Annotated in this window: 11 protein-coding genes; 3 read left to right on the top strand and 8 right to left on the bottom strand. The window is 71.1% G+C overall.

Features of this window, described 5'->3' with window-relative positions; translation table 11 throughout:
- Positions 1-112: 112 nt before the first annotated feature.
- On the bottom strand, positions 113-2,929 hold the full coding sequence (locus ACWGDB_RS13970; RefSeq protein ID WP_453822649.1) for an AAA family ATPase: 2,817 nt from the start codon (positions 2,927-2,929) through the stop codon (positions 113-115).
- A gap of 193 nt (positions 2,930-3,122) precedes the next feature.
- Complete coding sequence (locus ACWGDB_RS13975) at positions 3,123-3,968, bottom strand: response regulator transcription factor (protein ID WP_453822817.1); 846 nt, start codon at positions 3,966-3,968, stop codon at positions 3,123-3,125.
- 129 nt (positions 3,969-4,097) lie between these two features.
- On the opposite strand from ACWGDB_RS13975, the gene ACWGDB_RS13980 reads away from it, so the two are divergent.
- Both ACWGDB_RS13980 and ACWGDB_RS13985 read left to right on the top strand, forming a co-directional pair.
- Positions 4,098-5,768 (top strand): AMP-binding protein, encoded by a 1,671-nt coding sequence (locus tag ACWGDB_RS13980; protein WP_453822650.1) that lies wholly within the window; start codon positions 4,098-4,100, stop codon positions 5,766-5,768.
- Positions 5,765-7,363: an AMP-binding protein gene (locus ACWGDB_RS13985; protein ID WP_453822651.1), complete on the top strand. Its 1,599-nt coding sequence runs from the start codon at positions 5,765-5,767 to the stop codon at positions 7,361-7,363. The genes ACWGDB_RS13980 and ACWGDB_RS13985 overlap by 4 nt, the downstream gene beginning before the upstream one ends.
- A 22-nt stretch (positions 7,364-7,385) precedes the next feature.
- Here ACWGDB_RS13985 and ACWGDB_RS13990 read toward each other — a convergent pair whose 3' ends face one another.
- Both ACWGDB_RS13990 and ACWGDB_RS13995 read right to left on the bottom strand, forming a co-directional pair.
- Complete coding sequence (locus ACWGDB_RS13990) at positions 7,386-7,901, bottom strand: GNAT family N-acetyltransferase (protein ID WP_453822652.1); 516 nt, start codon at positions 7,899-7,901, stop codon at positions 7,386-7,388.
- 41 nt (positions 7,902-7,942) lie between these two features.
- Positions 7,943-8,632, bottom strand: a complete 690-nt coding sequence (locus tag ACWGDB_RS13995; RefSeq protein WP_453822653.1) for a hypothetical protein — start codon at positions 8,630-8,632, stop codon at positions 7,943-7,945.
- A 246-nt stretch (positions 8,633-8,878) separates the two neighbouring features.
- On the opposite strand from ACWGDB_RS13995, the gene gcl reads away from it, so the two are divergent.
- The gene (gcl, locus tag ACWGDB_RS14000; protein WP_453822654.1) at positions 8,879-10,663 is read left to right on the top strand and encodes a glyoxylate carboligase; all 1,785 of its coding nucleotides are present in this window, start codon (positions 8,879-8,881) and stop codon (positions 10,661-10,663) included.
- A gap of 208 nt (positions 10,664-10,871) precedes the next feature.
- Here the strand turns inward: gcl and ACWGDB_RS14005 are convergent, their stop codons facing one another.
- From ACWGDB_RS14005 to ACWGDB_RS14020, 4 genes are all read right to left on the bottom strand, one after another.
- Positions 10,872-11,111, bottom strand: a complete 240-nt coding sequence (locus ACWGDB_RS14005) for a hypothetical protein (protein ID WP_453822655.1) — start codon at positions 11,109-11,111, stop codon at positions 10,872-10,874.
- 424 nt (positions 11,112-11,535) lie between these two features.
- Complete coding sequence (locus ACWGDB_RS14010; RefSeq protein ID WP_453822656.1) at positions 11,536-12,993, bottom strand: catalase; 1,458 nt, start codon at positions 12,991-12,993, stop codon at positions 11,536-11,538.
- A 196-nt stretch (positions 12,994-13,189) separates the two neighbouring features.
- The gene (locus tag ACWGDB_RS14015) at positions 13,190-14,080 is read right to left on the bottom strand and encodes a 2-hydroxy-3-oxopropionate reductase (RefSeq protein ID WP_453822657.1); all 891 of its coding nucleotides are present in this window, start codon (positions 14,078-14,080) and stop codon (positions 13,190-13,192) included.
- A 164-nt stretch (positions 14,081-14,244) separates the two neighbouring features.
- Positions 14,245-15,084 carry a TIM barrel protein gene (locus ACWGDB_RS14020; protein ID WP_453822658.1) on the bottom strand — a complete coding sequence of 280 codons (840 nt, stop codon included), beginning with the start codon at positions 15,082-15,084 and terminating at the stop codon, positions 14,245-14,247.
- Between the last annotated feature and the right edge of the window lie 111 nt (positions 15,085-15,195).

The raw sequence follows: 15,195 nt of genomic DNA on the forward strand, positions 1-15,195 counted from the left end.
AGTTGGGCAGGGAAAACCCTCGGTCCGCCTCGATAAACCCGCACGCACCGACAAAGACGGGTGAACTCACCTCGTACGGCGCCGAGATCCCACGTCGTACGGCGCCCCGACCTCAGGTCTTGCGGCGCCCCGCCGCCAGTCTGACGATGTCGACCCGCGATCGGATCCCCAGCTTGCGATAGACGCGGGTGAGCGTCGCTTCGACGGTCTTGACGCTGATGAAAAGGCGCGCGGCGATCTCCCGGTTGGTCGCGCCCTCCATGACGAGCGCGGCGACCTGACGCTCCATCGAGGCGAGCCCGTCCAGGCCGTCGAGCCCGTCCGGGGCGGCGGCGGGGGCCGGGGCCGCCTCCGCGGGCCGCGTGGCTGCGGCCACCTCGACCTGCCGCAGCCAGGGCAGGGCCCGGCAGCGGCGGAACAGCCGCGCCGCCTCGTCGTACGACGCCGGGCCGGCGCCGGAGCGCAGCTGGGCCAGGGCGAAGGCGGCGCGGGCCTCCTCCAGGCTGTAGCCCAGCTTGCCGAGCCGGTCCTGAGCCGACGTCAACTGAGCCGCGGCGGCGTCGTGTTCGCCCCGGACCGCGCGGATCAGCGCCTCGGCCCGGTCCAGTACGGCCAGTACGCCCTCCCGGTCCAGCCGCAGCGCGATCTCGCGTGTGCCGTCGATGACGTCCTGGGCCTCCGCGATCTCACCGCTGCGCACCAGGGCCTCGGCCAGGTCGCCGTGCCACCGGCCGCGCGCCGGGTCGGTGATGCCGAGGCCCTGCTCCACCTCCCGCACCCGGCGCAGCGAACGCACCGCCGCCGCGACGTCCCCGGCCACCAACTGGGCGTGCCCCAGGGCGGCCAGGGCTCGCGACACGTACATCTGGTCGCCGTCCTCCTCGGCGTGCGCCACCGCTTCCCGCGCCAGCTCCAGCGCCCGGTCCACCTCCCCGCCCGCGGCCTCCGCGAGCGAGGTCAGGACGGCGGAGGCCACCTCGCCGATCCCGGTGTCCCGGGCCATCCGCAGGCTCTCGCGGGCCAGGTCGAGGGCGCGTCCGCAGTGCCCGGAGTGCAGTTCGGTCTCGGCCACCCCGCGCAGGAAGTGCACCTCGCTCTCGACCGACCCGCGCCGCCGTACCTCCCGCAGCAGGGCGGTCACCGTGGCGCGCGCCTCGGCCAGCTGGTCGCTCATGATCAGCCAGCGGAACCGGGAGTAGCCGGCGCCGTTGTGATGGCACGCCACCCTCGGGTCCTGGGGCTCCTCCAGCGCGCGCCTGATGGTCGCGGGGGCGTCCGGGTGGCCCATGAGGGTCTCGATCTGGGCCTGGAAGGCGAGCGCCATCAGCTCGGTGTACCGGTCGCCGGCCCGCGCGGCCAGCTCGGCCGAGTACGCCGCCTCGCCGCGGGCCTCGTCGAAGTCGCCCTCCACGAGCAGCGCCCGCCAGGTGAGCTGGTAGTGGACCAGGGCGAGCAGCCGCGGGTCGTCGCCGGCGTCGGCCAGGGCCTGCGGGAAGATCGCGTCGACCTCCGTCATCGCGTGGCCCGCCGTGTCGATCACGATGATCCAGGCCCGCACCCGGTCCTCGGGCACGGTCGTGCGGCTGAGCACCTCACGGGCGATGTCCCGGGCGAGGTCCAGTTCCCCGGCGGTGATCGCGTCCTCGGCGGCGGCCAGGCGCATCACTTCCGGGCCCGGGGTGCCGTCCGCCGGAGTGTGCCGGGCGGCGAGCAGCCCCAACTGCGCGGCCACCGACGGCGCTCCCCGGTCCCGGGCCAGGGCCGCGGCCTCGGCGAGCCGGGCGGCGACCTCCGGGTCGGTGCCATGGGTCGCGAGGGCCAGGTGCCGGGCGCGTTCGATCGGGTCCGACGCGGCCGTGGACAGCGCCGCGTGCGCGGCCCGGCGGTCCTGCGCGGGCGCCTCCGCGTACAGCGCGGCCGAGATCATCGGATGCGCGAACCGTACGGCGGGACCCTCGGGTTCGGTGGCCAGCAGCCCGAGTTCGGCGGCCTGGGCGGTCTCGGACTCGGCGTTGTCCCGGCCGGCCGCGTGCAGCAGGGCCAGCGTGGGGCGGGCGCCCGCGCTCGCCACGAGCAGGGTGCGGCGGGCTTCCTCCGACAGCATCTCCAGACGGTTCAGCACCAGGGCGCGCAGCGAGGTGGGTACCGGCAGGGGTTCGCCGGGGCGGGGCGGCGTGGGGTTCTCGGCCAGGGCGCGGCCCAGTTCGAGGGCGAACAGGGCGTTGCCGCCGCTGGTGCGGTGGATGTCGCGGACCGTGGAGCGGGGCAGGCCGGTGTAACCGCGGTGATCCAGCAGGGCGGACAGCTGGGCCCGGGAGAGCGGGCCCAGCCGGACGGCGAGGGTGTCCGGCGGAGACGCGCGTAGCTGGCGGTCGTACTCCTCGCCCTCGGTCCGCACCGCGCACAGCATCCGCACGGGGGTGTCGCCGAGGCGCCGGGCGGCGAAACCGAGGAGTTCGGCGCTGGCCGGGTCGAGCCACTGGAGGTCGTCGGCGACGACGAGGACGGGCCCGGTGTCGGCGAGGGCGCGCAGGGTGGACAGCACGGCCAGGCGCAGGGCGAGACCGTCGCGCTGGAGGGTGGACTCGCCGCGGCCGGTGAGGGCCGACTCCAGGGCGGTGCGCTGTGCGGCGGGCAGCCGCTCGGACACCTCGTCCAGGACCAGGCCGAGGAGGTCGGCCAGGGCGAGGAAGGGAAGATGGGATTCCGACTCCGTGGGCGAGCAGCGCAACACGGTGCGTGCCGCGCCCCCGTATTCCCCGGCCAAAGCCCGCAGGACCGTCGACTTCCCAATTCCGGCAGGTCCGTGAAGCAGCACGCTGCCGCCCCGCGCGAGCTGCTCACGCGCCGCCGTGAACAGCTCCTCCCTGCCGATGACCTGGTCGGGGCGGCAGCCGGCAGGCTCCTTGAAGTCCCGTCGCACGGTCACCGCTCCCCTCCGTGTGTCGTGTTCGGGCCAATATTAGGCAACAGGTCTTTGAATTTCGGACCGACGACATGGTGAGGCAAATAACAGCGACGGGCATAGGGAAATTCAAAGCGCGGATGAATGAATGGAGGGTCGTCGGGGTGGACCGGCCCACGACGGGCAACCCACGGCCCGTGACAGGCAGCCCGCAGGCCTACGGAAGCAACCCCGCCCGGCGTGCCGCGACCACCGCCTCCCCGCGTGTGTGGGTGCCCAGCTTCCGCATGGCCGACCGGAGATAGCTCCTGACCGTCTCCACCCGCAGTCCGAGCCGCTCGCCGGCGACCGCGTTCGTCGAGCCGGCGGCCACGCACGCCAGCACGTCCAGTTCGCGCGGGGCCAGCCGCACGCCGCTCGGCGCACGCACCGGGCCCTCCGCCAGCAGGCCGCAGGCGTCCAGCAGTTCCGCGCGCAGGGCCGGGTCGCCGATGCGCGGGGCCAAAGCCCGCAGCGCCGCGTGGGCCTCGCGGACCTGCTCCCAGTCGGCGCCCCGGTCGAACGGGGGCGTCTCCACCGGCGCCGTCCGGGCCCGTGCCGCCTCCAGCAGCCCCCGCACCTCGTCCCGCACCACCAGCGCCTGCTCGACGTCCCGTGCCGCCTCCACGGCCGCCGCCAGCGTGCGGTCGCCCAAGGGCTGGGCGGTGCGCAGGGCGCCGTACAGGACTCCGCGCACCCGGCGTCGTACGACGACCGGGACCGCCAGCACCGAACGCAGTCCCTCCACGGCGACGGCGGCGTCGTACTCGTGGGTGATCTGCCGTGAGGCGGAGTAGTCCGTGACCGCGCACGGGCGGGCCAGGGCCACCGCCTTGCCTCCCAGGCCGTTGCCGGCGGTCACCGCGAGCCTGCTCAGGGACTCGGTGGCCGTGCCGTTCAGTTCGCTGATGCGCACGCGCGGACGCCCGGGTTCCACCAGGCCGCCGAAGGCGACCGGCAGCCCGGTCGAGCGGCGCAGGCGCAGCAGCGCGCCCCTTATCTCCACCGATGCGGCCGCGTCCACTGCCACCTGCTCGCCCTTTCCTGCGGCTTTTCCGAGCGCACACCCCCGTTCGGGGGTAGTGAGACCCACGTCACGGATTACACGATGGCAGAGGGCCGCCCGGCAAGGTTCCGGTAACCAGGAGGACAGATGACGACGGGGACGGAGGGGTTCCGCAGTGCGCGGGACTTCCTGCTCGAGCACCGCGAGGACTACACGACCGCCTACGAGGGCTTCACCTGGCCCCGGCCCGAGCGGTTCAACTGGGCGCTCGACTGGTTCGACGTCATCGCGGACGGAAACGACCGCACCGCGCTGCACATCGTCGAGGAGGACGGCAGCGAGGTCCGCCTGTCCTTCGCCGAGATGGCCGAGCGCTCCGACCGCGTCGCGAGCTGGCTGCGGGCGCGCGGCGTCCGTGCCGAGGACCGCGTCCTCGTGATGCTCGGCAACCAGGCCGAGCTGTGGGAGACCGCCCTCGCCGCCATGAAGCTGCGCGCGGTCGTCATCCCGGCCACCCCGCTGCTGGGCCCCGCCGACCTGCGCGACCGGGTGGAGCGCGGACGCGTGCGGCATGTGCTCGTGCGGGCCGAGGACACCGGCAAGTTCGACGAGGTGCCCGGCCGCTACACGCGCATCAGTGTCGGCGGCGCCCGCGAGGGCTGGCAGACGTACGAGGACGCGTACTCCGGCCCGGCCGACTTCACCCCCGACGGGCCTACGGCGGCCGACGATCCGCTGATGCTCTACTTCACCTCCGGCACCACCGCCCACCCCAAGCTGGTCGAGCACACCCACACCTCGTATCCGATCGGGCACCTGGCCACCATGTACTGGATCGGCCTCAAGCCCGGCGACGTGCACCTGAACATCTCCTCGCCCGGCTGGGCCAAGCACGCCTGGTCCAACCTCTTCGCGCCGTGGAACGCGGAGGCGACCGTCTTCATCCACAACTACACGCGCTTCGACCCGGCCCGCCTGATGGCGGAGATGGACCGCGCCGGCGTCACCACCTTCTGTGCCCCGCCGACCGTCTGGCGCATGCTCATCCAGGCCGACCTGAGCGTCCTGCGCACCCGCCCGCGCGAGGTCGTCGCCGCCGGTGAGCCGCTCAATCCCGAGGTCATCGAGCGGGTCCGCGAGGCGTGGGGCGTGACCATCCGGGACGGCTTCGGGCAGACCGAGACCGCGGTCCAGGTCTCCAACAGCCCCGGCCAGCCTCTGAAGACGGGCTCCATGGGACGCCCCAGCCCCGGCTTCCGCGTGGAACTCCTCGACCCGGTCTCGGGCGCGCCCGGCGCCCCCGAGGGCGAGATCGCGCTCGACCTGTCCGCCCGTCCCGTCGGCGTGATGACCGGCTACCACGGCGACGCGGACCGCACCTCGGAGGCGATGGCCGGCGGCTACTACCGAACCGGCGACATCGGCTCCCGGGACGCCGACGGCTACATCACCTACGTCGGCCGCGCGGACGACGTCTTCAAGGCGTCGGACTACAAGATCAGTCCCTTCGAGCTGGAGAGCGCCCTGCTGGAACACGAGGCGGTGGCCGAGGCGGCCGTCGTGCCCGCGCCGGACGAGCTGCGGCTCGCGGTGCCGAAGGCGTACGTCGTCCTCGCGGAGGGCTGGGAGCCCGGCCCCGACACGGCCAAGGTGCTCTTCGAGCACTCACGGGAGGTCCTGGCGCCTTACAAGCGCATCCGCCGCCTGGAGTTCGCGCCCCTGCCCAAGACCGTCTCCGGCAAGATCCGCCGCATCGAGCTGCGCGAGGCCACGGCGGCCGGTTCCGATGCCGAGTACCGCGAGGAGGACTTCCGGTGAGTTCGGAGCTGTCCTACACCCACGGGACGAGCGACACCGTCCTGCTCGGCGACACGATCGGGGCCAACCTGGACCGGGCGGTCGCCGCGTGGCCGGACCGGGAGGCGCTGGTCGACGTGCCGTCCGGACGGCGCTGGACTTACGCCCGGTTCGCCGCCGACGTCGACGAGCTGGCGTACGCGCTGCTCGCGAGCGGTGTCGCCAAGGGCGACCGGGTCGGCATCTGGGCCGTCAACTGTCCCGAATGGGTCCTGGTCCAGTACGCCACCGCCCGCATCGGCGCGATCATGGTGAACATCAACCCCGCCTACCGCACCCATGAGGTCGAGTACGTCCTCAACCAGGCGGGCATCTCACTCCTCTTCGCGTCCCTGAGCCACAGGACGAGCGACTACCGGGCGATGGTCGAACAGGTGCGCGGAAAGTGCCCGCAGCTGCGGGAGACCGTCTACATCGGGGACCCGAGCTGGGAGGCGCTGATCGCGCGGGGGACGCCTGCCCCGTTCGAGGAACTGTCCTGCGACGACCCGATCAACATCCAGTACACGTCGGGCACGACGGGCTTCCCCAAGGGGGCCACCCTCTCCCACCACAACATCCTCAACAACGGCTATTTCGTGGGGGAGTTGATCGCGTACACCGAGCAGGACCGGATCTGCGTCCCGGTGCCCTTCTACCACTGCTTCGGCATGGTCATGGGCAACCTGGCCGCCACCTCGCACGGCGCCTGCATGGTGATCCCGGCCGCGTCCTTCGACCCGAAGGCCACGCTGGAGGCCGTCCAGCAGGAGCGCTGTACGTCCCTGTACGGCGTCCCGACCATGTTCATCGCGGAGCTGAACCTCCCCGACTTCGCGTCGTACGACCTCTCCTCCCTGCGCACCGGCATCATGGCGGGCTCGCCCTGCCCGGTGGAGGTGATGAAGCGGGTCGTCGCCGAGATGCACATGGCGGAGGTCTCCATCTGCTACGGCATGACCGAGACGTCCCCGGTGTCCCTCCAGACCCGACGGGACGACGACCTCGAACACCGTACGGCCACGGTGGGGCGCGTGCTGCCGCACATCGAGGTGAAGATCGTCGACCCGGCCACCGGCGTGACCCGGCCCCGCGGCACGGCGGGCGAGCTGTGCACCCGCGGCTACAGCGTGATGCTCGGCTACTGGAACGAGCCCGAGAAGACCGCCGAGGCCGTCGACGCGGGCCGCTGGATGCACACGGGCGACCTCGCGACGATGCGCGAGAACGGCTACGTCGAGATCGTCGGCCGGATCAAGGACATGATCATCCGGGGCGGCGAGAACATCTACCCGCGCGAGATCGAGGAGTTCCTCTACGGCCACCCCAAGATCGCCGACGTCCAGGTCGTCGGAGTGCCCCACGAGCGGTACGGCGAGGAGGTACTGGCCTGCGTCATCCCGCGCGACACGGCCGATCCGCTGACACTGGAGGAGCTGCGGGCCTTCTGCGACGGGCAGCTCGCGCACTACAAGATCCCCAGCCGGCTGCGGATCCTCGAGTCGTTCCCGATGACGGTGTCCGGGAAGGTGCGGAAGGTGGAGTTGCGGGAGACGTACGCGGAAAGCGGCGGCTGACCGCGTCGAGCAGGCGGTCGTTCTACCGGTCGTCCAGGGCCCACCGCATGCAGACACGGGGCCAGCGGTCGAGGCCGAGCTCCGCCTCATGGGCGCGGATCTTCCGTAGCCCCGGGGTGAGTTCGGCCTCGTCCAGTGCCCGAAAGCCAAGGCGGGCGTAGTACGGCCCGTTCCACGGGACGTCGGTGAACGTGGTCAGGGTGAGGGCGGTGAGGTCCTGCTCGTGTGCGCGGTCGGCGGCGTACGCGAGGAGGGCGCGGCCCACGCCCCGGCGGGCGACGGCCGGGTGGACCGAGACCTGCTCGATGTGCAGGGCGCCGTCGACGGGCTCGCAGATCAGATAGCCGACGGGGTGGTCACCCGCGTCGCACGCGATCCAGGCGCGGCCCGCCCGGCGGTAGTGCTCCAGGACGTCCAGGGTGGGCGGCTCGTCGTCGGCGATCGCCGCCATGTCCAGGTCGTGGAAGGCGGCTCCTGCCGCGCGCTCGATGTCCTGGAGGACGGGGAGGTCGTCGGAGGTCGCGGGGCGGATGCGCATGGGCCGAGTCTCCGTCGCCGGCGGTGTCGGGCGCGAGCGGATTACCGGGCGCCCGTCGCGTCCAGTTCGTCGGCGAGGCCGTTGACCGGCTGGGGCGTCCCCGTCAGGTCGAGGACGAAGAGGGGGACGCCCAGGCCGTCGGCGCGGACGCGGGCGTCGGGGGCGTATCCGGCCAGGGAGAAGTAGACGCAGGCCGCGGACTCGGACATGGCGGTCAGCCACAGGCACTCCACGTCACGCAGCGAGGCCGGGCTGACCGTCGGGTCGACCTGCGCGAGCAGCCCGTGGGCGGCGATGCCGACCCCTGACGCGGGCCGCTGGTCGGCACGGCGGATGTCCCGGTAGCCGAGCCACCGCAGATAGACGGCGGCCGCGGTGACCGCGTCACGGGCGGTGCGGATCGTGACGGGCTGAAAGGCGCGGCGCGCCGCGGGCGGCGTCTCCCGCCGCGCCGCCGCCGTGTCGGCTCCCGCCTCCGCCACCGGCACCCGCACCGTCGTCCCGCAGGGGCACCCCACCTCCGGACGTGGCCAATGGCTCTCCTGGCCGCACGCCCCGCAGCGCACGCCGATCCATTCGTCGTCCCAGGCCCGATGGGCGACGGCGGTCGGGGTCCCGTGCGGATCGAGCTCCGGCGTGACGGGCGCCCCGCACGCGCACGGATAGGCGGGTGCCTCGTAGAGATGCTCGCGCCGGCAGGCCGGGCAGCGCACCGACACGCTCTCGGACATGGCCCACTCCAGGACGACCTCGCATCGGGACAGCGCTCCCATCGTCCTCCACGTGGTGCCCGGTTGTCCGCCCGTTGACGGTCTTCGCCTCTTGACGCTCCTCAGCCACCCACTTACATTGCTTCCAGATAGTAGAAAACAGTTTCCGCAATGTGGAAATCGCAAGGCGGAACAACATCGTCACGGAATTGCTCACCGCGGGGCGCGACGGGAGTGCGAATCCGACAGCCGAAGCAGGAGTACTCAATGGCACGTATGACCGCTGCCCGAGCGGCAGTCGAGATCCTCAAGCGCGAGGGCGTCAGCAACGCGTTCGGCGTGCCGGGCGCGGCGATCAACCCCTTCTACGCGGCGCTCAAGGCCTCCGGCGGGATCAACCACACCCTCGCCCGCCATGTGGAGGGCGCCTCGCACATGGCGGAGGGCTACACGCGCACGCACGCCGGCAACATCGGCGTCTGCATCGGCACGTCAGGCCCCGCCGGCACCGACATGATCACCGGCCTGTACTCCGCGATCGGTGACTCCATCCCGATCCTGTGCATCACGGGCCAGGCGCCGACCGCCGTGATCCACAAAGAGGACTTCCAGGCCGTCGACATCGCCTCGATCGCCAAGCCGGTCACGAAAATGGCGGTGACCGTGCTGGAGGCCGCCCAGGTCCCGGGAGTCTTCCAGCAGGCCTTCCACCTGATGCGCTCCGGCCGTCCCGGCCCGGTCCTCATCGACCTGCCGATCGACGTCCAGATGACGGAGATCGAGTTCGACCCGGAGACCTACGAGCCCCTCCCGGTCTACAAGCCGGCCGCGACCCGCGCCCAGATCGAGAAGGCGATCGGGCTGCTGAACGCGTCCGAGCGGCCGCTGATCGTCGCGGGCGGCGGTGTCATCAACGCCGACGCCGCCGAACTCCTCGTCGAGTTCGCCGAGCTGACGGGCACGCCGGTCGTTCCGACCCTGATGGGCTGGGGCCTGCTGCCCGACGACCACGAGCTGAACGCCGGCATGGTGGGCCTGCAGACCTCGCACCGCTACGGCAACGCGACCTTCCTGGAATCCGACTTCGTCCTCGGCATCGGCAACCGCTGGGCCAACCGCCACACCGGCAAACTGGACGTCTATACGGCCGGGCGCAAGTTCGTCCACGTCGACGTCGAGCCCACCCAGATCGGCAAGATCTTCGCGCCGGACTACGGCATCGCGTCGGACGCGAAGGCCGCCCTGGAGCTGTTCGTCGAGGTGGCCAAGGAGCTGAAGGCCGCCGGCAAGCTGCCGGACCGCTCCGACTGGGCCGCGTCCGCGCAGGAGCGAAAGGCGACCCTCCAGCGCCGTACGCACTTCGACAACATCCCGATCAAGCCGCAGCGCGTCTACGAGGAGATGAACAAGGCCTTCGGCCCGGAGACCCGGTACGTCTCCACCATCGGCCTCTCGCAGATCGCGGGCGCCCAGATGCTGCACGTCTTCAAGCCGCGGCACTGGATCAACTGCGGCCAGGCGGGCCCGCTCGGCTGGACGATCCCGGCGGCGCTGGGCGTGGCGAAGGCCGACCCCGAGGCGCAGGTCGTCGCCCTGTCCGGCGACTACGACTTCCAGTTCATGATCGAGGAGCTGGCGGTCGGCGCGCAGCACAGGATCCCGTACGTCCATGTCCTGGTGAACAACTCCTACCTGGGCCTGATCCGTCAGGCGCAGCGGGCGTTCGAGATCGACTTCCAGGTCAACCTGGAGTTCGAGAACATCAACTCGCCCGAGCTGGGCGTCTACGGCGTCGACCACGTCAAGGTCGCCGAGGGCCTCGGCTGCAAGGCGATCCGCGTGACCGACCCGAGCGAACTGGGCGCCGCCCTCGAGCAGGCCAAGAAGCTCGCGCAGGAGTACCAGGTCCCGGTGGTCGTCGAGGCGATCCTGGAACGCGTCACCAACATCTCCATGTCGACCACGAACGACATCAGCAACGTCGTCGAGTTCGAGGAGATCGCGACGGAGCCGGGTCACTCGCCGACGTCGATCAGGACGCTGAAGGTCTGACGCGACCGATCAGCGAGGGGCGGTCCGGCCGAAAGGCCGGGCCGCCCCTTTCGCATGTCCCGGTGCGATGCCCGCCGCCCCCGTGCCGGCGGGCACCGCGTGACGAGAATGTGCCCGCGCGAGGGGGCGGTTGAAGCCTCCTGGCGCCTGTTCAGAGGTTCGTCTGAGGATTCCGTAGCCGGCGTACGGCCGCTGGTGTACGCGGCACCTACTCCTCGTGGTGCTCCGACAGCCCCGGCCAATCGTCGGGGCCGCCGCCCTGCCACTCGATGAGGTCGCTCTCCGCCACGTCGGTGACGTACAGGTCGGCGAGGCGCAGGATCTCGCTCACGTCGTCCACGTGCGTGGCGATGCCCAGGGTGTCGTCGCCCTCGGTGACCCGCCTGGAGCCGTCCAGGGCCGGTGGGTGCACCACGACGTGCGGATGCTCGGTCGGATGTGCTGCCATGCCTTCAGCGTCCTGCGGCCGGGCCGCTTCCGCACCCCGGAGGACGCCGTTTCCGCATCCCGGGAGGACGCCGAAGAGCGCCGGGCACAGGACCGTCCGTGCCCGGCGCTCTTCGGCCGGTGAGATATCCGGTTGTGGCCGTCCGACGGTGCGAGGCTGGGCGCGACAGGACGTTCGCGCCGCCGGACGGGGTCTGGAGGGGGTTCGGGACCGCGGCGGTTGCGACGGAACCGGGTGCTCCTCCCCTCAGGTCGAAGAAGGAGACCGGGACCTTTACCACCGCACTGGCTCGCACGCCGCCGCGGTCCTCGTGTTGCCCGCGCCAGTGCCGGGCGACCACCCCTCATCCGGGTCGCTCGGCGTCGATGCGGGCGATGCGTCCGTCTCATGACCTCCCGTCAGGAGACGGACGCAGCCTTGGGGTTCAGTCCTCGCGCAGGGCGCGGACCGCCTCCTCCACGCGCTTGCCGTACTCCGGGTCGGCGGCGTGGAAGTGGGCCAGGTTCTTCTCGATCACGTCGTCGCGGGAGACCTGGGACAGGCCACCGGCGATGTTCGCGATCAGGCGGGACTTCTCCTCGGCGGACATCAGGCGGTACAGCTCGCCGGCCTGGAAGAAGTGGTCGTCCTTGGTGTGCAGAGGCGCCTCGTGGGTGCCCGTGTGGCCGGTCACCGCGAGCGGGGCCGACAGCGGGCGGCCGGTCTCGACCGGGCCGTCGTAGGAGTTCGGCTCGTAGTTCTTCGCCCCGCGGCCCTGGGAATTGGTCGCCATGAGGCCGTCGCGGCCGTAGTTCTGCGCGGTCGTCGCCTTCGGGGCGTTCACGGCCAGCAGGGTGTGGTTGACGCCCAGACGGTAGCGGTGGGCGTCCGCGTAGGCGAACAGGCGGCCCTGGAGCATTTTGTCGGGGGAGGGGCCGATGCCCGGGACGAAGTTGTTCGGGGAGAACGCGGCCTGCTCGACCTCGGCGAAGACGTTGTCCGGGTTGCGGTCAAGCACCAGCCGGCCCACGCGCTGCAGCGGGTAGTCCTTGTGCGGCCACACCTTGGTGAGGTCGAACGGGTTGAAGCGGTAGTCGGCCGCCTCGGCCGCCGGCATGAGCTGGACGTAGAGCGTCCACGACGGGTGCACGCCCCGCTCGATCGCCTGCAGCAGGTCGGTCTGGTGGGAGTTGGCGTCCTTGCCCGCGAGCTCGGCGCCCTGCTCGGCGCTCAGGCAGCGGATGCCCTGGTTGGTCTTGAAGTGGTACTTGACGAAGAAGGCCTCGCCCTCGGCGTTCGTCCACTGGTAGGTGTGCGAGCCGTAGCCGTTCATGTGGCGGTACGACGCCGGGATGCCGCGGTCGCCCATCAGCCAGGTCACCTGGTGCGTGGCCTCGGGGGCGTGCGCCCAGAAGTCCCAGACGTTGTCCGGCTCCTGCTTGCCCGTGAACGGGTCGCGCTTCTGCGAGTGGATGAAGTCGGGGAACTTGATCGGGTCCTTGATGAAGAACACCGGGGTGTTGTTCCCGACGAGGTCGTAATTGCCCTCCGCCGTATAGAACTTGAGGGCGAAACCGCGCGGGTCGCGGACCGCGTCCGCCCCGCCGAGGCTGTCGGCCACGGTCGAGAAGCGCAGGAACACCTCGGTCCGCTTGCCCACCGTGCTCAGGAAGTCGGCGTGGGTGAAGCCGGTGACGTCGTCGGTCACCTCGAAGTGGCCGTACGCGCCGGAGCCACGGGCGTGCACCACGCGCTCCGGAATGCGCTCGCGGTTGAAGCGCGCCAGCTTCTCCAGCAGGTGCTGGTCCTGGAGCAGGAGCGGGCCGCCGACGCCGGCGGAGGCTGAGTTCTGGTTGTCGGCGACCGGGGCGCCGGACTCGGTGGTGAGCACGCGCTTCGACATCGTGGACCTTCCGTGCGGGTGTCAGCGGAAAACTGTTTCCGCTTTGTGGAGCCTAGAAGTGGGGCGAACGGGCGTCAACAGTTTGTTGAATGGAATCAACGGTTTGTTGAAGGTGATTCCGGGCCGCGGCGACGCCTGGGCGCGACAGGACAGGTGTCAGCGGCGCCGCGGCCCGGAAGTGTGGGGCGGGCCCGGATCAGACCTGGGCGCCGGACAGGCGCTCCACGGCCCGCAGCAGGGCCGAGTGGTCCAGCCCGCCGTCGCCCTGCGCACGCAGGGACGCGACCAGCTGGGCGACCACGGCACCGACCGGAAGTGCGGCGCCCACGTTGCGGGCGGCGTCCGTCACGATGCCCATGTCCTTGTGGTGCAGGTCGATACGGAAGCCGGGCTTGAAGTCCCGGTTCAGGAAGTTGTCCTTCTTCCGCGTCAGCACGGTCGAGCCCGCGAGGCCGCCGTTGAGGACGTCCAGCGCCGCCTGCAGGTCCACGCCGGACTTCTCCAGGAAGACCACGGCCTCGGCGCACGCCTGGATGTTCACGGCGACGATCAGCTGGTTGGCGGCCTTCACGGTCTGACCCGAGCCGTGCGGACCGCACAGCACGATGGTCTTGCCGAGAGCATCGAAGATCGGCTTCGCCTCGGCGAAGTCGGCCTGCTCGCCACCGACCATGATCGACAGTACGGCCTCGATGGCGCCTGCCTCGCCGCCGGACACGGGGGCGTCCAGGACGCGGATGCCCTTGTCATTGGCGGCCTTCGCCAGGTCGACCGAGGTCTGCGGGGTGATCGACGACATGTCGATCAGCAGCGCGCCGGACTTCGCGTTCTCCAGGATGCCGTCGGGGCCGTAGGAGATGGCCTCGACGTGCGGGGAGGCCGGCACCATCGTGATGACGACGTCGGCGTCCTTCACGGCCTCGGCGATCGAACCGGCGACCGTGCCACCGGCGGCGGCCAGGCGGTGCAGCTTGTCCTGCTCCAGGGTGAAGCCGGTGACGTCGTAACCCGCCTTGATCAGGTTCTCGGACATGGGGGAGCCCATGATGCCGAGGCCGATCCAGGCGACGTTGGGGAGGGTGCTCATGATGGGGTACCTCTCTGAACTGCGGTGGTACGTCTGCGGATTGGCGCCGGTACGGCACTTCTCGGCGCCGGTCGGTGAAATCCAGCCCGTCCGGCGTTTGAGGACGAGGCCCGTTCAGGGCCGAAGCGGGGGTCTGGGGGCGGCAGCCCCCAGTGACGGTGCCGTCAGCGGGCGGCGCGCTGCTCCACCGGCAGCCAGCCGAAGGCCTCCGCGCTCGGGCGGTCGCCCGGCTTGTACTCCAGGCCGACCCAGCCCTCGTAACCGGCCTTCTTCAGCTGGTCGAGCAGCTCCTCCAGCGGCAGCGTCCCCGTGCCCGGGGCGCCGCGGCCCGGGTTGTCGGCGATCTGCACATGGCCGGTCCTCGAGGCGTACTGCTCGATCACCGACGGCAGGTCCTCGCCGTTCATGGACAGGTGGTAGAGGTCCATGAGGAACTTGGCGTTGCCGAGACCAGTCGCCTCGTTGACCCTGTCCACGACGCCGACCCCGGCCGGTGCGGTCACCAGCGGGTACAGCGGCGACTCCGGCTTGTTCAGGGTCTCGATGAGCAGGATCGCGCCGATCCGGTCGGCCGCCCGCGCCGCGAGGACCAGGTTCTCCAGCGCGAGCGCGTCCTGCTCGGCCGGGTCCACGCCCTCGACGCGGTTGCCGTACAGGGCGTTGAGCGCCCGGCAGCCGAGGGAGGCCGCGAAGTCCGCCGCCACGTCGATGTTCGCGCGGAACCTCTCCGACTCCTCGCCCGGGACCGACAGGGCGCCACGGTCGGGGCCGGGCAGCTGACCGGCGTAGAAGTTCAAGCCGGTGAGCTGGACACCCGCGTCATCGATCGCCTTCTTCAGGGCATCGAGCTCGGACTGCTCGGGGGTGGGGGAGTCGATCCAGGGCCACCACAGCTCGACCGCGGAGAAGCCGGCCGCGGCGGCGGCCGCGGGGCGCTCCAGGAGCGGGAGTTCCGTGAAGAGGATCGACAGGTTGACGTTGAAGCGCTGCTCTGCGAATCCCATGTCGCCGGCGCTCCCTTCCGTGTCGAGATTCCGTATTGCGGAAGATATTTTCTGCTTACTGGAAGATTGCCGTCGTGTGTCGAAGCTTGTCAAGAGGGGTCGGCGGAAAGC

It is taken from the genome of Streptomyces sp. NPDC055013 (assembly GCF_053608645.1).